This window comes from Klebsiella sp. RHBSTW-00215, assembly GCF_014103785.1.
Taxonomy (GTDB): Bacteria; Pseudomonadota; Gammaproteobacteria; order Enterobacterales; family Enterobacteriaceae; genus Klebsiella.
This window is the reverse complement of sequence record NZ_JABXQS010000001.1, coordinates 1,857,960-1,881,168: the sequence shown is the minus strand read 5'-3', so window position 1 is coordinate 1,881,168 and position 23,209 is coordinate 1,857,960. Positions and strand designations below refer to the sequence as shown.

At 52.3% G+C, this 23,209-nt stretch carries 19 protein-coding genes and 1 pseudogene; 10 read left to right on the top strand and 10 right to left on the bottom strand.

Annotation, left to right across the window (positions count from 1 at the left end; translation table 11 throughout):
* Positions 1-81: 81 nt before the first annotated feature.
* Positions 82-411, top strand: a complete 330-nt coding sequence (gene soxS, locus HV127_RS08945) for a superoxide response transcriptional regulator SoxS (RefSeq protein ID WP_182235658.1) — start codon at positions 82-84, stop codon at positions 409-411.
* On the opposite strand, the gene HV127_RS08940 is transcribed toward soxS, so the two are convergent.
* Positions 396-2,000, bottom strand: coding sequence for an EAL domain-containing protein (locus HV127_RS08940; protein WP_182235657.1), 1,605 nt, complete (start codon positions 1,998-2,000; stop codon positions 396-398). The two genes, soxS and HV127_RS08940, sit on opposite strands and share 16 nt — an antisense overlap.
* 543 nt (positions 2,001-2,543) lie before the next feature.
* Between HV127_RS08940 and HV127_RS08935 the strand changes: the two genes are divergently transcribed.
* Positions 2,544-2,825, top strand: a complete 282-nt coding sequence (locus HV127_RS08935) for a YjcB family protein (protein WP_181484005.1) — start codon at positions 2,544-2,546, stop codon at positions 2,823-2,825.
* A 38-nt stretch (positions 2,826-2,863) separates the two neighbouring features.
* Here HV127_RS08935 and HV127_RS08930 read toward each other — a convergent pair whose 3' ends face one another.
* From HV127_RS08930 to HV127_RS08915, 4 genes are all read right to left on the bottom strand, one after another.
* Entirely contained in the window at positions 2,864-3,721 is an 858-nt protein-coding gene (locus HV127_RS08930) for an ABC transporter permease subunit (RefSeq protein ID WP_182235656.1), read from the bottom strand.
* Positions 3,721-4,551 (bottom strand): sugar ABC transporter permease, encoded by an 831-nt coding sequence (locus HV127_RS08925; RefSeq protein ID WP_182235655.1) that lies wholly within the window; start codon positions 4,549-4,551, stop codon positions 3,721-3,723. Before HV127_RS08925 ends, HV127_RS08930 begins: the two co-directional genes overlap by 1 nt.
* Positions 4,552-4,622: 71 nt before the next feature.
* A complete protein-coding gene (locus HV127_RS08920; protein ID WP_182235654.1) occupies positions 4,623-5,762 on the bottom strand; it encodes an extracellular solute-binding protein in 1,140 nt (379 codons plus the stop codon).
* Between the two features lie 29 nt (positions 5,763-5,791).
* Entirely contained in the window at positions 5,792-6,841 is a 1,050-nt protein-coding gene (locus HV127_RS08915) for an ABC transporter ATP-binding protein (protein ID WP_182235653.1), read from the bottom strand.
* 164 nt (positions 6,842-7,005) lie between these two features.
* On the opposite strand from HV127_RS08915, the gene HV127_RS08910 reads away from it, so the two are divergent.
* Genes HV127_RS08910 through HV127_RS08900 form a run of 3 tightly spaced genes read left to right on the top strand, consistent with a single transcriptional unit; the run spans position 7,006 to position 9,547 of the window.
* Positions 7,006-7,761, top strand: a complete 756-nt coding sequence (locus HV127_RS08910) for a ribonuclease Z (RefSeq protein WP_182235652.1) — start codon at positions 7,006-7,008, stop codon at positions 7,759-7,761.
* On the top strand, positions 7,758-8,789 hold the full coding sequence (locus HV127_RS08905) for a LacI family DNA-binding transcriptional regulator (RefSeq protein ID WP_182235651.1): 1,032 nt from the start codon (positions 7,758-7,760) through the stop codon (positions 8,787-8,789). The genes HV127_RS08910 and HV127_RS08905 overlap by 4 nt, the downstream gene beginning before the upstream one ends.
* Positions 8,786-9,547: an inositol monophosphatase gene (locus HV127_RS08900; protein ID WP_228727453.1), complete on the top strand. Its 762-nt coding sequence runs from the start codon at positions 8,786-8,788 to the stop codon at positions 9,545-9,547. The genes HV127_RS08905 and HV127_RS08900 overlap by 4 nt, the downstream gene beginning before the upstream one ends.
* Before the next feature lie 31 nt (positions 9,548-9,578).
* Here HV127_RS08900 and iraM read toward each other — a convergent pair whose 3' ends face one another.
* On the bottom strand, positions 9,579-9,932 hold the full coding sequence (gene iraM, locus HV127_RS08895; protein ID WP_182235650.1) for an anti-adapter protein IraM: 354 nt from the start codon (positions 9,930-9,932) through the stop codon (positions 9,579-9,581).
* Positions 9,933-10,348: 416 nt separating this feature from the next.
* Positions 10,349-12,772 (bottom strand): outer membrane protein assembly factor BamA, encoded by a 2,424-nt coding sequence (gene bamA / locus HV127_RS08890; RefSeq protein WP_182235649.1) that lies wholly within the window; start codon positions 12,770-12,772, stop codon positions 10,349-10,351.
* Positions 12,773-13,227: 455 nt separating this feature from the next.
* On the opposite strand from bamA, the pseudogene HV127_RS08885 reads away from it, so the two are divergent.
* A pseudogene (locus HV127_RS08885) lies at positions 13,228-13,562 on the top strand (helix-turn-helix transcriptional regulator).
* Positions 13,563-13,837: 275 nt separating this feature from the next.
* On the opposite strand, the gene HV127_RS08880 reads toward HV127_RS08885, so the two are convergent.
* Positions 13,838-16,105 carry a TonB-dependent siderophore receptor gene (locus tag HV127_RS08880; protein ID WP_182235648.1) on the bottom strand — a complete coding sequence of 756 codons (2,268 nt, stop codon included), beginning with the start codon at positions 16,103-16,105 and terminating at the stop codon, positions 13,838-13,840.
* A 607-nt stretch (positions 16,106-16,712) separates the two neighbouring features.
* Between HV127_RS08880 and HV127_RS08875 the strand changes: the two genes are divergently transcribed.
* On the top strand, positions 16,713-18,263 hold the full coding sequence (locus HV127_RS08875) for a lytic transglycosylase F (RefSeq protein WP_182235647.1): 1,551 nt from the start codon (positions 16,713-16,715) through the stop codon (positions 18,261-18,263).
* A 102-nt stretch (positions 18,264-18,365) separates the two neighbouring features.
* On the opposite strand, the gene ssb1 is transcribed toward HV127_RS08875, so the two are convergent.
* Positions 18,366-18,902 (bottom strand): single-stranded DNA-binding protein SSB1, encoded by a 537-nt coding sequence (ssb1, locus tag HV127_RS08870; protein WP_110274575.1) that lies wholly within the window; start codon positions 18,900-18,902, stop codon positions 18,366-18,368.
* A gap of 250 nt (positions 18,903-19,152) precedes the next feature.
* Here ssb1 and uvrA point away from each other — a divergent pair, with 250 nt between their 5' ends.
* The 3 genes from uvrA to HV127_RS08855 all read left to right on the top strand — a co-directional run bounded on the left by uvrA (position 19,153) and on the right by HV127_RS08855 (position 22,851).
* On the top strand, positions 19,153-21,978 hold the full coding sequence (gene uvrA, locus HV127_RS08865; RefSeq protein ID WP_182235646.1) for an excinuclease ABC subunit UvrA: 2,826 nt from the start codon (positions 19,153-19,155) through the stop codon (positions 21,976-21,978).
* 142 nt (positions 21,979-22,120) lie between these two features.
* Complete coding sequence (locus HV127_RS08860) at positions 22,121-22,531, top strand: hypothetical protein (RefSeq protein WP_181484020.1); 411 nt, start codon at positions 22,121-22,123, stop codon at positions 22,529-22,531.
* Positions 22,531-22,851, top strand: a complete 321-nt coding sequence (locus HV127_RS08855) for a hypothetical protein (RefSeq protein ID WP_228727452.1) — start codon at positions 22,531-22,533, stop codon at positions 22,849-22,851. The genes HV127_RS08860 and HV127_RS08855 overlap by 1 nt, the downstream gene beginning before the upstream one ends.
* A gap of 3 nt (positions 22,852-22,854) precedes the next feature.
* Here the strand turns inward: HV127_RS08855 and HV127_RS08850 are convergent, their stop codons facing one another.
* Positions 22,855-23,208, bottom strand: coding sequence for an MmcQ/YjbR family DNA-binding protein (locus tag HV127_RS08850; protein ID WP_112215887.1), 354 nt, complete (start codon positions 23,206-23,208; stop codon positions 22,855-22,857).
* Position 23,209 lies beyond the last annotated feature (1 nt).

Genomic DNA, 23,209 nt, shown 5'->3' with positions numbered 1-23,209 from the left:
GCGCTTTACCTCAAGTTAACTTGAGGAATTATACTCGCCCACAGACAAAACGACGAATCGAGAATTGAGAGAGGCCGCAATATGTCCCATCACGATATTATCCAAACGCTTATTGAATGGATTGATGAACATATCGATCAACCACTTAACATTGATGTAGTCGCCAGAAAATCGGGCTATTCGAAATGGTATCTGCAGCGGATGTTTCGTACAGTAATGCATCAAACCCTGGGGGATTACATTCGCCAGCGCCGCCTGCTGCTTGCCGCAGAAGCGCTAAGAACCACCCAGCGCCCTATTTTTGATATCGCGATGGATCTTGGCTACATGTCGCAGCAAACATTTTCGCGGGTTTTCCGCCGCGAGTTCGACCGCACGCCCAGCGCCTATCGCCATCAAATCTCCGCGTGAAGATGTTGTTGATGCGGGCAAAGGCTGGTGCGGGCGTTAGTCAGCCACTGCATGAACTCCAGCGGTGGCATCGCTTTCGCAAAGTGCCAGCCCTGACAGTATTGCACGCCGTGCTTTTGTAACCACGCCACCTGGTCGGCCGTTTCAACCCCTTCGGCAACGATCTTTAAATGCAAGCTGTTAGCCATCTGAATAATATGTTCAGCAATCAGGTGGCTGGTGCTGTTGTTCGTTAGCGCATCAACGAAGGATTTATCAATCTTGAGGATGTCAACGTTCAACGAATGGAGGTTGTGCAGGTTGGAGTAGCCGGTACCAAAATCATCAATCGCAATTTCATACCCCGCGTCGCGGAAGGCCTGAATCACCGGGGTGGTTTTCGGCACATCGATAAACCCGCGCTCAGTCACTTCGATTTTAATCTGCTCCACGCTAACTGCATGGCGGTGGACCTTTTCGTTGATGTGCTCAATCAATCTCGCGGAGTGGAAATCCGAAGCCGAAAGGTTGATTGTCACGTATAAATGCGGATGCCGGGCCAGAAACTCGCCCATATCGGCGAATACCTCATCCACCACATAGTCCGTGACCTGCGCAATCATCCCCTCATTTTCCGCCAGCGGGATAAACTCCGCCGGGCTCATCACCGGGCCATCAAATCCAGGCCAGCGCAGCAGCGCCTCGGCACCCACGCAGCAGTTATTTTTGATATCCATGATCGGCTGGTAGTGCAGGCACAGTTGGCGACGGCTTAGCGCTCGCTGCAGCATGCTGCGCGGAGAATGATACTGCTGTCGGGTGCGTGACCACACCAGCAAAAGCAAGATGCTGCAAATCAGCCCTAGCGGCAGGGTCAGCGTGACCTGATTATAAAAATTCTGATAATAGCTCACCCGCGAAGTGGACATAATGACGGCTATCGGGCGAACGGTGGAGTGGGCAATGGTATAAACGCGTCCATCCTGATGAAAAAACGCCTCTTCATCACGGATCAACCGATGCAGTTGACCGGAGTCTGCATTCGTACTGACGGAAAAAAACTGGTTGGTTTTGGTATCAAAAACGCCCCATGCCAGATCGCGGTCGCTGGTTATCAACGTGCTAAAGGAAAGCGGATGAATCACCGCCACATAATGACCGCGCTGCATATAGTTCATGGCATAGCTGGGATAAAAAGGGGTTTCGCGGTAGTAGTAAATCGCAATATCCGGCTTTTTAGTATACGTCGCAGCCGGAATGCGCCATCCGGCCTGGCGACGTACCGAAGTCGAGCAGAAAAAATGCGTGCCATTGGCATAGATTAAATCATCGATGTAGAGCAGGCCGCGAACAATACTCAACATATATTGCTGATGCTGTGGCGAGCATAGCTCCCCCTGATATAACCTGGCTTTATCGCGCGCCTCATCGGCTTCACGAATGACCAGCTCAGTTTTTTGCAGCGCCAGCTTAGAAAACACCCGTAGCTGATCGGTGGTTTCTGCTTTGGCGCGTATTTGTGCAAACCACAATGCCAGCATCACCGGTAGCAGAATAACCAGCACGATGCCAAATACTCTTAACGCCTTATGTGGCGAGCTATGACTCATTTCCGCTTTTTATCCATGCGATACGCCTTAATCAAGGTGAAAGGCCCCGATGACTCTGCTTACTGTGATATGAATCAGGGCAATTCAGCAACCCACACTTTGACGTAAAAACCTCATGACTATGAATCATGAATAATACTGACTTATAGAAGGCTGGAGAAACATTCTCAACATAATGAGATTAGCTCCACTATCTCATTCGGTTTATCCGTATAATTGGCGGGAATAAGTAATAAAATCCGCAGAACATAAACGCTAATAAAAAAGAATTGCGGCTGGCTATCGTTTATAATCGCCTTCTGAATGAAAGATACATCCTTCCCTCTCTTATTAACCACTCAAATAAAGTGGTTAATAAGCGCAAGAAAAGTACTTTTTTTGGCTGGTGAATAAAAGAACAATTGTGATATAGTTCACATTAGTTGATGAAACAAGAACGTTGTTTCATTACTCTCTTGTTTGCCTGTAGATAGCCAGAGCACCACGTCATCGTTAGTCTCGTCAGGTTGTCAAAGGCTCCCGCATTTCTTTGAGGAAAGGTTGATGGCTACCATTACTACCAGTGTCGTACTTTTGCGCTGGCCACTCGTGAGCGCAGTGCTGATGTTCCTGGCCAGCTCGATGAATATTCAGCTGCGTAAAAGTGATTATGCCGGTTTAGCGGTTATTTGTAGCTGTGTAGGCCTGGCCGCAGCCTGTTGGTTTGCCACCGGTCTGTTAGGTATTACGCTGCTGGACGTTGCAAAGATCTGGGGCAATATCAAAGATGTCATGATTGAAGTCATGAGTCAGACCCCGCCGGAATGGCCGATGATGATGACCTGATGTAAAAAAAGCTTCCCAACGGGAAGCTTTTTTTACCGCTATTTGCCCATCTTCGACAGCATCTCCGGGCGCATAAATTTATGAATCACCAGCATAAACAGCAGCGATGGCACCAGTAAAATCAGCGCCGTAATTGACGATACTTGATAGTTGCCCGACATACTGGCGTTATACAGCAGCAGCGGCAAGGTGGTGATGTCCGGCGCGCCGACAAAAAAGGTGCCGGTAAATTCGTCCAGCGACTCCAGAAACACAAAAATACTGGCGGCGATAATTCCCGGCGAAGCCTGCGGCAGCACAATATGCCAGAAGGTGTAAATCGGTCCGGCCCCCAGATTACGCGAAGCCCTCGCCAATAGCGGATCAACCGCCGAAAAGGCCGCCACGCAAATCCACACCGAATACATCAACCCATGTACGCTGTGCACCAACACGACCCCCGCCACCGTGCCGTTAAGCCCCCATTGATAGAAAAGCCGGGCGATATTCATGTACACCGTCAGATTGGGAAACGCCTGCGGGATCAGAAACAACAGCATAAACAACACCCGTAGCGGCATCCCGCGCCTTGAAAGCGCGTAGCCCGCCGGAATGGAGATCAGCAGACATGCCAGCACCGATAGCAGCGCAATCAGCACGCTGGTCAGCAGCGAGCCGGACACATCGCTGTAGGGGCTGAATACCTGATACCAGTATTTCAGCCCCCATTGGCTGGGCAGTGAATGCGGGAAAAACCAGCTCTCCGCCACCGTCCAGATGAGCAAGTTCAGCAGCGGGCCAAACATCGCCAGCAGCATAAAGACTAGCAGTAACGTTTGTAGCGGCAGGCTGGCGCCCAGCTTTCTGCGGCCTTTCGCCAGCAGCGTTCCCGGCCGTGTCATGATTGCCTCTTTCATTATTCGCTCCCTTTTTGCTGCAAACTATGGCGCAGATAAAACCACGACAGCGCCCCGCAAATCAGCAACGACACCACGCCAAGCGCGTTAGCGACGGCGTAATCGCCATAAGAATTAACGCGAAAGGCCATATCCACGGTCATCATCGTCGGCGAGCCGACGCCTATCATCAGCGGGACCGACAGCACCGACATCATGGTGACGGTGGAGAGCACCAGCGCCACGCCGATTGCTGGCAGCACCTGCGGCAAAATAATGTCGAACAGAATACGCGGACGCGATGCACCAAGATTACGCGCCGCCAGAATTTGCGATTGCTCAAGCGCGGCCATTGCCCCACAGATAAGCAACGTGGCAAACGCCAGCTGTTTCCAGACAAAGGTAATAATGATCCCTTTCCAGCCCAGCCAGGAGACGGTCTCCAGCGGAGTGATGAGGTCAGTTGCCACCAGCGCGTTATTCATCAAGCCGTTTTTGGCCAGAAAGGTACGCATCATCTGCGCGGCGACGATAAAAGGGATGAACAGCGGCAGGCGATACAAAAACCCCAGCATGCGGACAATAGGTCGACAGGGCGAGAGCGTGATCACCGCCGAAAGAGTAATGGAGAGAACCGCCAGCAGCGCCACCGAAGCCAGCACAATAATCAGTGTAAACAGAATATCGCTGGAATAGAGCGCATATACCTTACGGAAATGAGCAAGCGTAAGCCGCTGCGCATCGTCGGTAAAGGCGGCGATCAGCGAGAAGCCCAGCGGATATAAAAAGAGTACGGCGATCATCAACGCGGCCGGTGAGACCAGCAGCAGGTATTTCAGCGAAGTACGCATAGCAAACCTGGTGTCAGCAACAAGAAAAAGCTCAGGGCGACGTCACACCGCGCCTGAGCATCAGCAGTCAATTAATTGGCGACCTGGCTTTCATAGCCTTCTTTGATGTCGTCAAAATATGGCGTAATCGGGAAGCTCTTACCGTATTCCGCCAGCGCCTGCGGCGAAATTTCAGCAAACAGTTTTTGCCAGGTTTGCGCATCAAGCTTCGGCTTCACCTGTTCAGCGTCAATCCCCGGATACCAGTTAAACTGCTTCACGATCCCCTGCGCCTGCACTTCCGGGCTGGTCGCCAGTTCGATAAACTCACGCGCCAGCTGCGGATTCGCCGCCTTCGCCGGGGTCACGTAGTACATCGGTTGGCCCGGCATCCCCGGCGCCAGCAGCGACAACTTAATCGACGGCGGCAGCTTGCCCTGATCTTTCCAGCTGTAGAACATATCCACCCACACCGGCCCCATCATGATTTCGCCGCGGCTCAGCATATCGAGCGTCCCGGCGTTACCCGGCGTGAAGGTGACGTTCTTATTAAACGCTTTCAGCTTCTCGTAAGCCTGTCCCCAATTTTTCTCAACGCCTTTATCGTACGGCAGAGAAGACAAACGCTGGGCATCGGTGCCATAGGCGTAGATCCAGCCCACCACAAAGCTGACGCCGGACATGCCGTTCTTAATGCCGTTGTAGCCAAAGGCCTGCGGATTTTTTTGCGCCCAGCTCACCAGATCATCGTAGGACGCCGGAGGCGTTTTAATGGCATCGCTATTCCAGGCAATGGCGGTCTGGCTTAAAAACATCGGCATAACGTAGCCGTCGACGTTCACCCCAAGGGCGTTCTTCGCGTTGTCGGCGCTCACCATTGAACCGGTCTTAATCTGCTGGCGATACTTCTCCAGCAGCCCTTTCTCCACCAGCTCACCGCCAGCTTTCTGATGCACCACCGCCACATCAATATCCCAGCTCTGCGCGCCGCTCTCTTTTTGCGCCGTCAGCTTTTCAATGATTTTATTCGACCCCGCGTCTCCCGGACCGGTACCGACCACCTGCACTTTGACTCCCGGATGCGCCGCTTCAAACTTCGGCCCCAGCCAGGTTTTGACATAATCCACCATATTCTGATCCCCCGCCGTAGCGACGTGAAGAACGGTGTCTGCCTGCGCGCTGCAGCTCAGAAATAATGCAATCACTACCGCAGCTTTCGTTTTCGTAAACATGGTCTATCCCCAGAATGAACGCGATGAAGTTAATGGGCTTGTGATGAAGGAAAAATATGCAGTGCGGGCGCCGGGACATGTAGCCTGACCGGCGAATGCGCGGGCCAGCAGTGCGCAGAATCCGCCAGCAGGACGCGATCGTGACAGCGCACGCTATGGCGATATAAGTTGCCGAGAAAAGCACTTTGTTCAACCACGCCGCTCAGCGTTAACCCTTCTGGCGCGGCGCTCTCGGATAATTCATCAAGCGCGGCGTCGGCGCTGCGAAAATAAATAATATGGTCGTGAAAATGCTCAGCGGAATATTGCCCGGCGGCGCGTAGATAAATACCCTCTGCGGCAAAGAGTTCGCTGGCGGAAATTTTATTATCCGCGCCCATAAAATCGGCAACAAAAGGCGTAGCCGGGCGCTGATAAATATCCTCTGGCGAACCTATTTGCTCAATACGACCGTTATTTAATACCGCGATGCGGTCGGCCATCACCAGCGCCTCCTGCTGATCGTGAGTAACGATTAACGAGGTAAAGCCGAGTCTTTTTTGCAACGCTTTGATTTCGTGGCGTACGTTGAGTCGCACTTTCGCATCAAGGTTTGAGAGCGGTTCATCCAGCACCAGAACATCCGGTTCTATCGCCAGCGCCCGCGCCAGAGCCACCCGCTGGCGTTGACCGCCGGAAAGTTCAGTCACCTTCACATCAGCCAGACCGTTGAGATTGACGATATTGAGCAACTCCGCCACCCGGCGATCAATGTCGTCGCCCCGCCATTTGCGTAGCTTCAGGCCATAGCCAATATTACGTGCCACCGTCATATGCGGCCACAGAGCATAGCTTTGGAAGACCATGGTGATATTGCGCTGCTCCGGTGCGCTGCGGGTAATATCGCGCCCGGCAACGGAAATATCTCCCGTCTGCGTCGGAATAAACCCGCAAAGCGCGTTCAAAAGCGTTGTTTTCCCGCAACCGGAAGGACCCAGCAGGGCAATCATTTCCCCTTTCTCAACGCTCAGATCGATATTATGCAAAACGACTTTATCGCCGTAGCTAATCTTTAACCGGGAGATCTGTAAATAGCTCATATTCGATACCCAAAAATCTCTGTGCCTGCATTTTTATCGTTTTGATGAACACGTGTTCATTTGAATGTAAAAAAAATGCAACGTTGACTCGACATGATGTGGGCCTACTTTGTCGGGTATTTGTGACAATTTAATTAAGCACCCTAAAATTTCGGCGAGGGAAAATGAAAATAGATGTTCTTGGCTGCGGCAGCGCTTTCTCCAGCGAACAAAATACCTCTGCACTACGGGTTATCGACGCCCAAAACCGACAGTGGCTGATTGATTGCGGCCCCACAATCCCCCGGGCGCTGTGGCGGCGCGGCGGCGATATCAACGAGATTGACGTTATCTATTTCACCCACGTTCACCCGGACCACTGCACCGGGCTGACGGCGCTGCTCAACTACTGGAAGAGTTTTTCCCGCCAGAAGCCGCTGATTATCTACAGCCAGCCGCAGCAGCGCCCGGTCCTGATGCAGTTGGCAGCGCTGGCAAACTGGCCGCAAACAACGTTGTGTTTTGCCATCGACTGGCGTGACAGCGCAGAGGCCTGGACGTGGCATGACTGGCATATTCAGACTGCACAAACGCAGCATGAGCTGACCAATCGCGCCATTCGTATCACCTTCGGCGGGCAAACCCTGTTCTACAGCGGTGATGGTCGCCCGACACCGGATTCCATTGCGCTGATGGCAGGGGCCGATTTGGTATTTCAGGAGTGCGCCTCGCTGACCGCGCTGGCCGATGACGCCTCGCACGGCGATTTCCCTTCATGCCTGGCGCTATTCCAGCAGCTCAATTTGCGTACGATGGGACTCTATCACTGCTACGACGCGATATTGCCCGCGCTGAAATTCGCCTGCCTGCCATGGGAAGGCTTGTTCGTTAGCCACGACGGCCTGCAGTATGAACTCCATCATTCGGAACGCTCAATATGACTTCATTGCCGCGTAAACAGAGTATTACCGCGCAGGATGTCGCCCAGCGTGCGGGGGTCTCACGGGCCGTAGTATCCCGCGCCCTGAGCAATAACGGCAGCATCTCTCCCGATACCAGAGAACGCGTACTGCGCGCGGCCGAAGAGCTGGGATACCAGGTCAATTTCCTCGCCCAGGGGTTAAACCGACGGCGCAGTCATCTGATCGGCGTGATCGTTTCGCGCATCAGCGATCCGTTTCGCAGCAGCCTGCTTGACGCGCTGCTCAGCGAGATCCAGCGCCGCGGTTTTCAGGCGCTGGTGAGTGAAATCCGTAGCGAACAGGATCTGGCGCAAACCCTGCGGCGCTTCGCCCAATTTCGCGTTTCTGGCGTTATCGTCACCTCCGGGCAACCGCCGGAATCGCTGGTTAACGAGTGCGTTCAGCAGCAAATTCCGGTGGTAGGCATCAATCGCCAGCCCAATATCCCCTGCGTCGATTACGTTTGCTCGGATAATGTCGCCGGAGCGACCCTTGCCGCCGAGCAGCTGGTTCGCGCTGGCTGTGATCGATTCGGTTGGCTCAACCATCATCACTCAACCTGGGCAGGACAAACGCGCGGCGCGGCATTTTCTCAAGCACTCCTGGCACTCGGCGTGGATACTCAACGTGACCTGCACGCCCTTTTCGCACCGGTTGAAGGCTACGACGGCGGTTTTCAGGCCGCCGCCAGCGCCGACGACAGGCTACAGGGTATTTTCTGCGCCAATGCCCAGCTGGCCTGCGGTTTCCTTGACGGCATGCGCCTACGCGGCAAGCAGGCTCCCGAAGATTTTCAGCTCATTGGTTTTGACAATACGCCGCAAACAGCGCAATACAGTTATCAGCTCAGCACCTTGCACCAGGACGTCGCGGAGATTTCCCGCCAGACATTAGCGCGCCTGCTGGAGCGGGCCAGCGATCCTTTACAGCCTTCGCGCACTACGTGGGTGGGGGTGCAGTTAATTCATCGGCGTACGTCGCCATCAACCGATAAGAGCAGGCTATGACGGAAGAACAACAGCAGTCATTATGCGAATTGATTCGCCAGTTGGGCGCGCAGGCACAAGCGCTGCGCGATACGGGGCTACAGATAGATAAAAAAGCGCGTCAGGATTTTGTCTCGCAGGCCGATCTGTTTGTGGAAAAAGAGATCAAGGACTGGCTGAAGATCCACTGCCCGCAGGATGGTTTTCTCGGCGAAGAGAGCGGCCTGGAAAGCGGTGAGCAAGGAACCTGGGTGCTCGACCCTATCGACGGAACCACTAACTACATTCAGGGGATGGACTACTGGTGTATTTCTCTGGCTTACGTTCTGCACAATACGCTTGAACTGGGGATTATTTACGCCCCTGACCGAAATGAATTTTTCTTTGCCCGCCGCGGTAAAGGTGCCTTTCTTAACGATCAGCGCCTGACATTACGCGAACCGGATCCGGAAACGGTGGTGATTGGGATGGGGCGTTCCAGCCGCGCGCCCGCGGAAAACTATACCCGAGCCCTCACTCGCGTCATCAACGCGGGAATGGAGTACCGTCGCTTTGGCGCAGGAGCGTTAATGCTGGCCCACGTCGCCACCGGGCAGGTGCACGCCTATTACGAAGAACATATGAATAGCTGGGATGCGCTGGCAGGAATGCTGCTGATCGTCGAAGCGGGCGGTGCCAGCAATGACTTTTTAGCCGACGATGGCTTGCTGCGCGGTAACCTGGTGCTGGCCGGGTGCGTCGATGTACAGGCCCGGCTTTCCGCTCTGCTGCCCGCATAAATCAGGCGTCATGTAGATTTGGCTGTCCGGACTACCGCCATATCGCCCCACGCGGGTAATTGTTCGGGCAGCGTTTAATTGCGCAGTGAGCCTGGTAAGAGCAGGATTCTGCCGCTGCCGCCGTGGAGTGATACGGACAGGAAGGTCGTTCCCGCAGCCTCTCCCACTGCGCTTCGTCATAGCGCGTGATGTTGTAAACTTTTAATGAATGATACTGATCATTAATTAAAACTCTTGAGGAGTACAGCTTCATTGACTCCCCTGGCAACAGTAAAATATCGGCTTCGTACCAAAGGATAAACTTTAAAAACCGCAGGCTGGAGATCGAGGAAAAGGCCACACCGGAGTGTGGACAGACAAGAGTATTATGAATAGTCCATTTCATTTTCTATCCTTGCATCTGTTACTGATAAATAACGTTTTATATATTGATAGCACTCATCATAAATACCCGCAAGGTTATCACACAACAATGTGACATAAGACAATACTCAAACACCAGGCATACTTATTTAGATGTATATAAAATGCTAACTTCTAATAATTAATAACTAATTCTCATGATGACAGCCAACGTATGCACAGGCTCATGTATACCCGTCATACTTCAAGTTGCTTGTGCATTGGCTACGCTCGTTCGCCCGAATCACTTACTCAAGTAAGCTCATCGGGACTTTCTCCCTTGCCGCCTTCCTGCAACTCGAATTATTTTTGGTATATAAACCAAAATATATTTACAATAAATTACAGGCTGCCGTTCAGGACAGCCTGTACTCGTTTTTGGGTAAGCCGCAGGCGTTATTACCAGGTTTTTCCGATATTAAACTGGAACTGCTCGGCTTTATCACCATCATATTTTTTAAACGGCTCGCCCCATGAGAAGACCAGCGGACCTAGCGGCGACATCCACTGCACCGCAATCCCGGCGGACATGCGAATATGCGACGGATCGCCATAGTCTGGGATCCCTGCGGCCAACGTCTGGCCGGTATTTTGCCAGGAGGTGCTCCATACCGTTCCCGCGTCGAGGAATAACGACGTGCGCAGGCTGTCGGCGTATTTGTCATTCACAAATGGCGTTGGCACAATAAACTCGCTGTTCAGTACCGCCATCGCGTTACCGCCAACCGCATCGGACGAGGAGTCCAACGGGCAGGTGCCGTAGCTACTTTCAGAACCATTACAACGATAGTAAGCCGCTTTTGGGCCAATCGTATTCGAGGAGAATCCGCGAACCGACGTCGAGCCACCGGCATAGAAATTATCATAAAACGGCACCGATTTGCCGTTCAACCCATCGGCATATCCCGCGCGCAGGTGCTCCATCCACACCCAGCTTTTGTTTTCGTTCAGCGGCAAATACTGCGTGGTATCAAAAGTGACTTTGTAATAGCTGTTATCCGAGCCGGGTACCGTGACCTTGCCGGTCAGGCTGCTCTTATTCCCTGCACGCGGGAAGAAGCCGCGGTCCAGATCGTTATAGCTCCAGCCGAGGCTGACAAAATAGTCATTAGCGCTGTAGGTTGCGCCGCTATCACCATCCTTGGTCACCACGCTGGGGTAAATACCTCGTGAGTTAAGATAGCTCCAGGTCGTCAGTTCCGGGTCCATATTAGTCAGGCGGTTATGAACATAATCCACGCCCAGATTGAGGGAGTTGTTCTCGCTGATCGGGAATCCAAGCGTACTGCCAACGCCGTAACTTTGCTGATTGTAACTGCCGCTATCGGCATCAGAGGCATCGTAGCTGTTATAGAAAATTTTCCCCCCCAAACTCACGCCGTCGACGGTGAAATAAGGGTTCGTCGCCCCCAATTCAAGATAAGACTGGTAGCTATTGCGCGTGCCGTTGAAGCTAACGCTATTGCCGGTGCCCAGCCAGTTATCTTGGGTGACGCCAAGCTGATAGCTCACGCCGCTGTCGGTACCGAAGCCCAGACCAACGTTGAAAGAGCCGGTGTTGCGTTCCTTCACCTTATAGACCACGTCCACCTGATCCTGGCTACCGCTTACCGGGATGATTTGCTTATCAACAGTTTCAAAAAATCCGCTGCGATCCAACCGCGTTTTTCCCTGTTCGACTTTTTCATCGTTCAGCCACGCGCCTTCCATCTGGCGCATCTGACGCCTCAGCACCGCGTCACGCGACGTATCGTTACCCTCAAAACGGATCTGTCGTACTGAGTAACGGCGTCCTGCATTAACGTTGATATGCAAAACCACACTTTTTTTCGCATCATCAATATCCGGGGCGGTGTTAACCTGCGGCCAGGCATAGCCATATTTCCCCAACAGCGTCTTAATACTATTTTCTACCGTCGTAATTTCCGCGCCGCTATACCATTTATTTGTTAACGGCTTTACCAGCGCCTCAATCTCTTTATTATGCTGCGCCATATCGCCAGTCAACATCGTGCTGGCGATTTTATAACGTTCACCTTCTGCAAGATTAATGGTGATATACAGAGACTTTTTATCCGGTGTCATACTGACCTGACTGGAGTTAATCACAAACCGCGCATAGCCGCGATCGAGATAATAACTACGCAGCGTTTCTAAATCCGCCGCCATCTTTTGCTTTTGATATTTTTTATCGCCGATCACGTTCCACCACGGTACGGTATCGCGCAACTGCAGCTGGTCCAACAATGTTTCTTCACTAAAAGTCTGGTTGCCAATAATATTAATTTGCGCGATTTTTGCCGAGACGCCTTCCTGAAAAACAAAGGTTAAATCAACGCGATTGCGCGGCAACGGTGTGACAACTGCATGAACCTGGGCGCTGTATTTACCCACACTGTAATAGAAATCCTGTAATCCTTTTTCGATTTCCGTAAGCGTGTTGCGATCCAGCGCGCTGCCTTCTTCGATACCCGTGGCGGCCAGGTTCTCTTTCAGGGCATCATCCTTTACGGACTTATTGCCAGAAAAGCTGATTTTGGCAATGGTTGGTCGCTCTTTCACCTGTACCACCAGCGTGCTGCCATCCCGCAGAATCTGCACATTCTCAAAGTTTCCGCTGGCGTACAGGGCACGAACCGAGTCGCTGATATCCTCGTTCGAGACCTCTTCTCCCGTATGAACGGGCATGCTTAACAGCGCAGCGCCGACGGTAACGCGCTGCAACCCCTCAAAACGAATATCATCAACGGTATATGAGGTTGATGCATAAAGCGTTAAAGGAGAAATCAATAGCCCGGCGATGATACTCGTTTTTTTTAGCATGGAGGTGTCGTCTAAAAGATATTTGGCAATAGCAGATATCTGCTGGGAATAACAGTGTTCTTTCCGGCGGACAGAATATGACGCAACCTGAAATAACCTGAACGAGGCGCAGAATTGCACGCAATTATGACGATAAAATGGAGAAAAAATGGATGTTAGAGAATGTTGAAAAAGTTTTTTTTGGGTTGAACTTTCTTCCTGACCATTAGTCATATAAGCGTTTACTGACACTAGCAAAACCATTTAATCATTTTGTTTTTTTAATTTAAAAAACAAAAAGCCCCCTTTCTCATTGGTTGAAAGGGGGAAAAGATCTTGTTAGGAATGATGCTCTCTGGGATAGACCAGAAGCAAGGAGAAATTAACTGATAATCCCGTAGATAAAATGAAGAGATATTGAATAAATTGTGCAGTCCTGTTGTCCTGTTCCCATAGTGATGAAATGAGTAGATAACATGCCGCGAAATGAGATCCAACAATCCGTACTCAACGAATTAGTGCAATGGATAAAAAAAATCTTGAAAAGAAGCTCACCATGCATGCTCTGAGCCTCTTTTCCGGCTATTCCGAGTGGCATCTGTTTCGCCTATTCCGCCACTATTTTAACATGTCACCAATGGAGTATATTCGCCAGCAGCGAATGCAGCTATGCCTTAATCTGTTACAGATGCAACCCGCCTTTCGCATTGTCGATATTTGTATTATGGCTGGTTATGAGGATATCAGCGCTTTTAACCGTACTTTCAAGAGATATTATACCGTGACTCCAAGCCAATATCGTAAAATCTGAATACGCACCAATAAGGGACTCCCCCTCCTCCGCATTGCTGCGGTTGGGAATGGAAGGGGGAAGAGGAACAACTTTAGAATGGAAATGGCAGGATGCCACTGTTAATCGTTTCCGGGATCAAGCAGACCCGATCAACAGAGACAAGTGTAAGCTGCTAAGTTGAATTAATTGTGTAGAGGCCGTGGAGATTTTGTCATCATTTATATCAGCGACACATTTTTCAAAAATTAAAAAGCCGGAATAATTAAATATCCCGGCTGGTGATTAACGGATAATTAGAAGTGCGTATTCACGCTGACATAAAACGTCCGTCCTGACTCGTTATAGGTCTCCGCGCCTGCCCCATACAGATAAGCACCGGTCGTCGAGTTCCCCGTCGTCTGCGCATTCCCGGCGCGATAGTGGCGAATATCAAACAGATTATCCACTCCGCTGGTCAGGCTCAGGTTTTTGTTCACATCCCAGGTCGCACTAAGGCCGACAATGCTGTACGGACTGACTTCGTTCAGCTCGCTGCCGGACACCGCTTCACCCTTATAGTTGAAGCGCTTCGGTTTCTGACGACCATACCAGGTGAAGGTGCTCTGCAACGAGAGATCGTTGCGTACCTGCCAACTTAGGGTTGAGTTAAGCGTAAACTGCGGGATCACCGATAGACGATCGCCGGTGGTTTTGTTCTTACTCTGCAGCATCCACGTCAGGTTGTTGCTCCAGTTGACCGTTTCACTCACCGGCAGGTTTAACGAGCCCTCCAGCCCTTCGACCAGCGCCTTCGGTACGTTTTCCCACTGATAAATATTGGTGGTGCCGTTGCTGGCGGTACTGACCGCCGAGTAGCCGGACTCTATCTTGTTGTGGTAGTCGTTACGGAAGTAAGTCAGCCCAGCCTGATAGCCGTCATGCTTGTACTCCAGGCCAATCTCTTTATTGACGCTGGTTTCTGCCTTCAGGTCGCTATTTCCCATCAGATAACAGGCGGAGCTGCTGGCGTAGCAACCCTGTCCGTTGCTGTACAGAATATAGTTCGGGTTGAGCTGATAGAGGTTCGGCGCTTTATAGGCGCGAGCAATCCCCAGCTTCAACGTCCAGTCATCCGACAGCCCCTGCGAGAGGTTCAGCGACGGACTCCAGTTATTGCCGACGATGCTGTGATGGTCAAAACGCAGAGCGGGCGTCAGCATGGTGCTATCGGTCAGTGCAATATTGTCTTCGGTAAACAGCGAGAAAATCTCAGCGCTGGAATACGGACTACGGCCGGTTGCCGAGATGCCGTCAATAGAGCCATAAGAGAGAGACTGGGTCGTCGATACGCCATCTTTCATCCGCTGCTGGTTCCACTCGGTCCCCAGCGTCAGGTTTTGCTCAAACCCGAAGGTAAACGGAATATTCACCTCGCTGTGCAATAGCACATCCGACAGGTCAATATCGGAGAATTCGCTTGCGGAGAAGATCCCTTCCGTTCCGCCCGCCAGTCCCTCGTTCATGCGCGAGTTACGGGTGTGCTCATACTGAGCATAGGTATTGCTGGTCACGCCATTATCCCAGCCGCCGGTCCACGTCACCCCGTAAGTCTGGCGATATAGGCGGTTAGTCTCTTTGCCGTACATACTTTTCACCAGCGTGCTGGTGTTGGTATTTTGCGTGTCGCCAGCATACAGATTACCCTGGCGGCTGTAGCCGGTTTCGAACTCCAGCGCCTGCATCGGCGCAAACTCCCAGCGCAGTTTGCCGTGGATATCTTTGTTCTCTACGCCTTCACGTCCCGCTGGATAAGAGCCCGCATAGGTACCGGTTCGTGCCGCTTCGTGGCCGGAGTTAATATCCTGGGCGTCGGCCTGCGTTTTGCTCAGGTTACCCCATAAATTAAAGCTAACCTCATCCGACAGCGGGCCGTTAAGACTGAAGTTAGTGCGCTTCGTCGACCCCTCTTTACGATGCTGAGGAGCGTTCATATAGGTATTCCAGGAACCATGCCACTCGCTGGTCGCCGGTTTAGTGACAATATTGACCACCCCGCCCATTGCGCCATTACCGTAGCGGGCCGCCGCAGGGCCGCGAATGACATCGATATGGTCGATCATTTCTGCCGGAACCCAACTGGTATCACCGCGCGTATCACGGTCTCCGCGCCAGCCATAGCGCACGGAGTTACGGCTGGTCACCGGTTTACCGTCTACCAGAATCAGCGTGTTCTCCGGTCCCATACCGCGAATATCGACCTGGCGGTTATTACCGCGCTGGCCGCTGGTGGAGTTGCCGGTAAGGTTGACGCCCGGTTGGGTTCGAATCAGTTCGGAAACGTCGCGAGCCGGTGGATGCTTGCGGATTTCATCGGCGGTAATAGTGGATACGCCGGGGGCTTGCAGGTTCTGCGTTGCCGCGGTCACGACCATCGTTTCATCATGATTTTCTGCGGCAATCGCCGTATCGGATTTCTTTGTTTCGTCTGAAGTGTTGCCCTCGGCGGCCAGCGCTGGCAGCGCCACCCCCAGGATAGCCATGTGGATCAGCACGGCCAGCGAGTAGTGCGAAGAGTGTTTCATGGAATATGCCCTGTTTTCTTTTATTGCTGTCGGGGCACGCCTTCTTCATCAGTCATATAAACAACGGCAGTGACTTCCATGCATAGGGCAACGTCTCTGGTTTTGGCGTAAGCAGAGCCCTCCCGATGCAATACCGGGATATCGATTCAAAATTTACGCCAAAAATAGAAAATTTTGCCCTGGCAACACGAAGAAATAAACGCGCCACGCTATTCTTTGATAGTGTTTGCCGATCAGCACGCAATAGGATTATTGTGCCGAACCACGTTATTAGAAATGAGATTTATTATCAAGTTGATAGTTATTCATCATGCAAATAAATTAAAATACAAAGCAAAAACAGACAGATGAAAAAATTCAAATCTATTTAATACCATGACAAAATTAAACAAATGAATTGTATCTACATTAAAAAAACACAATTCATCCATATTATTTCCACAATTATTTAAATAAACTCGATTTTATTATTGCAATATAAATACTGATCTTGTTAATTAATTAAATAATTAACATCCGGATTTGTAGTCCCTCATACATGCTGCCTGGCATGCTAACTGCGCAGGATTGACTAGAATAAAACAATCCCCCTGCGGAGCACCGCGCCATGAACACCCTGTCGTCATATCGATACCTTATCGGCTGGCTGACCTGCCTTGCCGCCCTGTTATTTTTCAGTTCGGTTAACGCGGCCTCAGAAAATAAACGCGCAGAGCCAGACGAACGCGAGGCCCTTGAAGTTAACGTCGAGGATATGTTGCAACCATGGCAGGGCGATTTGCCGGGTATGCTCGACCGACGAACAATCCGGGTTTTAACCACCTACAGCAAAACCTTTTTCTTTATCAACAAAGGCACCCAGCGCGGCGCCACACACGATATCTTTATGGAGTTTGAACGCAGCCTGAATCAAAAATTAGCGAAAGAGAAGAAGCTTAAGCATCGCCATCTCAAAGTGCGGATCATTTTTGTTCCCGTTGCCCGCGACCAGCTCATCAGCGCGCTCAACGCCGGTAAAGGGGATGTTATCGCCGCTAACCTGACCATCACACCGGAACGTCAACAGCAAATGACGTTTACCGCGCCTATCTATTCCCATGTTCAGGAGCTGCTGCTTTCAGGCCCCGGCTCTCCTAAAGTGGAAAATCTGCAACAACTCTCCGGCAAAACGGTATTTGTGCGCACATCGTCGAGCTATTACGCAAGTCTGGTTGCGCTCAATGCGCGCTTTGCGCAAGAGTCCCTGCCGCCCGTGATTATTAAACCAGCCCCCGAAGCGCTGGAGGATGAAGATTTAATAGAGATGCTCAGCGCCGGACTTATCCCGCTGACCGTGGTCGATCGCCATAAGGCGATGTTCTGGAAACAGGTTTTTCCAAAAATTCAGGTTCACCAGGACATCATTCTGCGCAACGAGGGCAATATTGGCTGGGCGGTACGCAGCAACAGCCCGCAGCTTCTCACGTTACTTAATCATTTCATCAAAGAAAACAGCCAGGGCAGCAAGCTGGGTAATACGATCCTGCTGCGCTATCTGAAAGATGCTAAATACGTTAAAAACGCGGCGGCGCAGAAGGAGCGACGTAAGTTTCTCACGATGGTGGAAATTTTCCGTAAATACGGCGATCGCTATGACGTCGACTGGCTGCTGATGGCCGCACAGGGGTATCAGGAGTCGCGGCTTAATCAGTCGGTACGTAGCCATGTTGGCGCAATTGGCGTTATGCAGGTGATGCCGAATACCGGTAGGGAGCTGAAGGTCGGCGATATTAAGCAGCTCGATCCCAATATCCATGCCGGGGTGAAATATATGCGCTGGATGATAGACCATTATTACGGGGATGAACCGATGACTCAGCTTGATAAGGCGCTGTTCTCATTTGCTTCTTATAACGCCGGTCCCGCGCGCATCGCCCGACTGCGCACCGAGACCAAAAAGCGCGGCTTTGACCCCAACGTTTGGTTTGGCAACGTCGAGTATCTGGCCGCCGAAAAAATTGGTTCTGAGACCGTGACCTATGTGAGCAATATTTATAAGTACTACATTGCTTACCGGCTTATCGTCGATGAAATGGCGCGTAAGCAGCAGGCGACAACGGATTCAAAAAACAAGACTGCTCCGGCAACAAACGCGCAGACCGCGCCAGCCACGCCGTAGAAACCCGGCTGACAATTTACGTTTCAAAATAGAAAAAGCCCCAAATGGGGCTTTTTCAGAGATGACTTCACAACGTCTGACTTACAAAGCAAAACGACGCGCTTAGAACGGGATATCGTCGTCAAAGTCCATCGGCGGTTCATTGGAAGGTGCTGCCGGAGCCTGCTGCTGCGGACGAGACTGCGCGCCGCCGCTGAACTGGTTGCCGCCCTGCGGCTGCTGAGGTTGACCCCAACCGCCCTGCTGCTGACCGCCTGCGTTGCCACCTGCCGGAGCGCCTGCGCCCTGCTGACGGCCGCCGAGCATTTGCATCGTGCCGCCAACGTTAACCACGATCTCGGTGGTGTATTTTTCCTGACCGGATTGATCGGTCCATTTACGGGTACGCAGCTGGCCTTCGATATAGACCTGGGAACCCTTACGCAGGTATTCACCAGCCACTTCTGCCAGTTTACCGAACAGCACCACGCGGTGCCATTCAGTCTGCTCTTTCATCTCACCGGTCGCTTTGTCACGCCAGGATTCGGAAGTAGCCAGCGTAATGTTGGCAACTGCGCCACCACTAGGCATATAGCGTACTTCCGGGTCCTGGCCCAGGTTACCGACGAGAATCACCTTGTTTACGCCTCTGCTGGCCATGTTTGTCTCTCCTGAATGCGTTTATTAATAAATAGTGTAAACGCGCGAGTGTACCATTTCCAGGTGGTATTTTGATAGCTGCGAAGAAGCTTCCAGATATCACGCGCGACCTGACATTTTTACACAGCCCGTCGGAAAATGCATTCCAATACTGTATATTCAAACAGGTTAAATTGTGTCATAATTAGCCGTTTCTGCCGTTTGTCCTTCAAGCAAATCAGGCAATCCGCGTATCTACCGGGAAAGGTGAATGGATAAGATCGAAGTTCGGGGCGCCCGCACCCACAATCTCAAAAATATCAACCTCGTTATCCCACGCGACAAACTCATTGTCGTCACCGGGCTTTCGGGTTCAGGCAAATCCTCACTGGCTTTCGACACCTTGTATGCCGAAGGACAGCGTCGTTACGTTGAGTCGCTCTCCGCCTATGCGCGGCAGTTCCTGTCGCTGATGGAGAAACCTGATGTTGACCACATCGAAGGGCTGTCGCCAGCGATTTCCATTGAACAGAAATCAACGTCCCATAACCCCCGCTCAACGGTAGGTACTATTACCGAAATTCACGACTACCTGCGTCTGCTATACGCTCGCGTCGGTGAACCTCGTTGCCCGGATCACGACGTCCCGCTGGCGGCGCAAACCGTCAGCCAGATGGTCGATAACGTGCTCTCGCAGCCGGAAGGTCAGCGTCTGATGCTGCTGGCGCCGATCATTAAAGAGCGCAAAGGTGAGCATAACAAAACGCTGGAGAACCTCGCCGGGCAAGGATACATCCGCGCAAGGATCGACGGCGAAGTCTGCGATCTCTCCGATCCGCCGAAGCTTGAACTGCAAAAGAAACACACCATCGAAGTGGTAATCGACCGCTTCAAGGTGCGCGAAGATCTCAGCACGCGTCTGGCTGAGTCCTTTGAAACCGCGCTGGAGCTTTCCGGCGGGAGCGCCATCGTCGCCAATATGGACGATCCCAAAGCGGAAGAGCTGCTATTTTCCGCTAACTTCGCCTGCCCGATTTGCGGCTACAGCATGCGCGAGCTCGAACCGCGCCTGTTCTCCTTCAACAATCCGGCTGGCGCTTGTCCAACCTGCGACGGCCTGGGAGTACAGCAATATTTCGATCCTGAACGTGTTATCCAGAACCCGGAGCTATCGCTGGCGGGTGGCGCGATTCGTGGTTGGGATCGGCGCAATTTTTACTATTTCCAGATGCTGAAATCGCTGGCGGAACATTATGAATTCGATGTTGAAGCACCGTGGGGCACGCTGAACGCCAACGTACAGAAAGTCGTTCTCTACGGCTCAGGCAAAGAGAATATTGAATTCAAATACATGAACGATCGCGGCGACACTTCCGTTCGCCGTCATCCGTTCGAAGGCGTTTTACATAATATGGAACGCCGCTACAAAGAGACCGAATCCAGCGCCGTGCGCGAAGAGCTGGCGAAATTCATCAGCAACCGCTCTTGCACCAGCTGCGGCGGCACGCGTCTGCGTCGCGAAGCACGACACGTATTCGTGGAAAATACGCCGCTGCCGACCATCTCGGATATGAGCATCGGCCACGCGATGGACTTCTTCAACAATCTGAAGCTCTGCGGTCAGCGCGCGCAAATCGCCGAAAAAGTGCTGAAAGAGATTGGCGATCGTCTGAAATTCCTCGTTAACGTCGGTCTGAATTACCTGACGCTTTCCCGTTCGGCGGAAACTCTCTCCGGCGGTGAAGCCCAGCGTATCCGCCTCGCCAGCCAGATCGGCGCAGGTCTGGTCGGCGTGATGTACGTGCTGGATGAACCCTCTATCGGCCTGCACCAACGCGATAATGAGCGTCTGCTCGGCACCCTGATCCACCTGCGTAATCTCGGCAACACCGTTATCGTTGTCGAGCACGATGAAGACGCCATTCGCGCCGCTGACCACGTTATCGATATCGGCCCTGGCGCCGGTGTGCACGGCGGTCAGGTCGTGGCTGAAGGTAAGCTGGAAGATATTATGGCGGTGCCGGAGTCGCTGACCGGCCAGTTTATGAGCGGCAAGCGCAAAATCGAGGTGCCAAAACAGCGCGTTCCGGCTAATCCGGAGAAAGTACTGAAGCTGACAGGTGCGCGCGGCAACAACCTGAAAGATGTCACGCTGACGCTGCCGGTGGGCCTGTTTACCTGTATTACCGGCGTTTCTGGTTCGGGTAAATCAACGCTGATTAACGACACGCTGTTTCCGATTGCCCAGCGCCAGCTCAACGGCGCGACCATCGCAGAACCGGCACCGTATCGTGACGTTCAGGGACTGGAACATTTCGACAAAGTGATCGATATCGACCAGAGCCCCATCGGCCGTACGCCGCGTTCTAACCCGGCGACCTACACCGGCGTCTTTACGCCAGTGCGTGAACTGTTTGCGGGCGTGCCTGAATCACGTTCACGTGGCTATACGCCGGGCCGCTTCAGCTTTAACGTACGCGGCGGGCGCTGTGAAGCCTGCCAGGGCGACGGCGTGATCAAAGTCGAAATGCACTTCTTGCCGGATATCTACGTGCCGTGCGACCAGTGCAAAGGCAAGCGCTATAACCGCGAAACGCTGGAGATTAAGTACAAAGGCAAAACGATTCATGAAGTGCTGGATATGACCATTGAAGAAGCGCGTGAGTTCTTTGATGCGGTTCCGGCGCTGGCGCGTAAGCTCCAGACCCTGATGGATGTCGGTTTGACCTATATTCGCCTTGGTCAGTCGGCGACCACGCTCTCCGGCGGTGAGGCCCAGCGCGTCAAGCTGGCCCGTGAGCTATCCAAACGCGGTACCGGGCAGACGCTGTATATCCTTGATGAACCAACCACCGGTCTGCACTTTGCCGACATCCAGCAACTGCTGGAAGTTCTGCATCAGCTGCGCGACCAGGGCAATACCATCGTGGTGATCGAACACAACCTGGACGTTATTAAAACGGCTGACTGGATTGTTGACCTCGGCCCGGAAGGCGGTAGCGGCGGCGGTGAAATCCTCGTTTCCGGAACGCCTGAAACCGTCGCCGAGTGTGAAGCTTCATATACGGCACACTTCCTCAAACCAATGTTGAAGTAAGTTCATCTGCCTCTTCTCTGCGGGGAAGAGGCATCATTTAATCTCATTTCACCTCATTTTTTCCTGCTGAGCATTTGTGATTTGCGACCGTTCGTCATCTGGCATGACGATAGCTGCATAACCACTACTTGCAGGAAGCATCATGTCTTTAAAACACGGATTTTATCGATACGCCCTCGCCGCTGCGTTATTTGCGCTGACCGCCTGCAGTTGGGTGGATAGCTACAGTAGCTCAGCGCATCAGCAGTTACTTATGCTGGAACAACTTCATCTCCAGTTCATCACCGATGCCGCGGTAACGCCTGTCGATCGGCCGCTGCTCAGGCAAGAGGATAGCCAGATTCGTCAGCTATTCAGCCAGGCGTTAAACAATAGCGATACGCTGCGGCAGGATAATCTGCTGGTACTGAAGCAAAACTACCAGCGGCTATACGCGCAAGTATCCAGCCAGGATACCGCACTGACGCCTTTCGCAGCCTCGGTTCTAACGAAACAAACGGAAAACCTTTACCAACAGGCCATCAATGGCGAACAACAACGTTCAGGGAAATAATGATGTCTACCCTAGAGGAACTCAGCACCCAGTTCACTGACGCCGGAGTCAATACGGCGGAGTGGTTACAGCTAATAAAAGACATCATTAACGATGATGATAGCGGCATCCGCGACGCCGGAACGCTAACGCTTCAGGCCTTACAGGAGAAGGCGCGGGGCTGGTTGACCCAGGACGATCTAATTCTGCTGCTGCAAGGGCAGCGTGATATTGCCGCCATTCGTGCCAACAACGAACGTATCGCGATGCAGACGCATCTTCAGTCCACGCTGCTTCGACTCTTTGATATCACGCTGCTGGCGCTATTAGGCGGCCTGTAGTTTTTATGACAACAACTTACGCTTACTTTCAGGGAGCATATCAAGCGCCTGCTGGTAAGAAGCATCGACCAGGTAGTAAATCTGTGAATCCGGCAGGGAGCCGTCAAGGAACACCGTACTCCAGTGGGCTTTATTCAAATGTCTACTGGGACGAACATCGTGATGCTGCTCCCGCAACAGCTGAGCAAGCTCCGGGCTGGCCTTTAACGATACCGCGGGCCGATTGTCTTCCACCTCTTTTACCATCGCAAACAACACGTCTGCCACTTTGATCTGCGTGGCTTTCCAGTCGCTATGCACGCTTTGCTCCGCACCTGATTTCGCCATGCAGTAGCGCAATAACTCCGAAATTGTCATC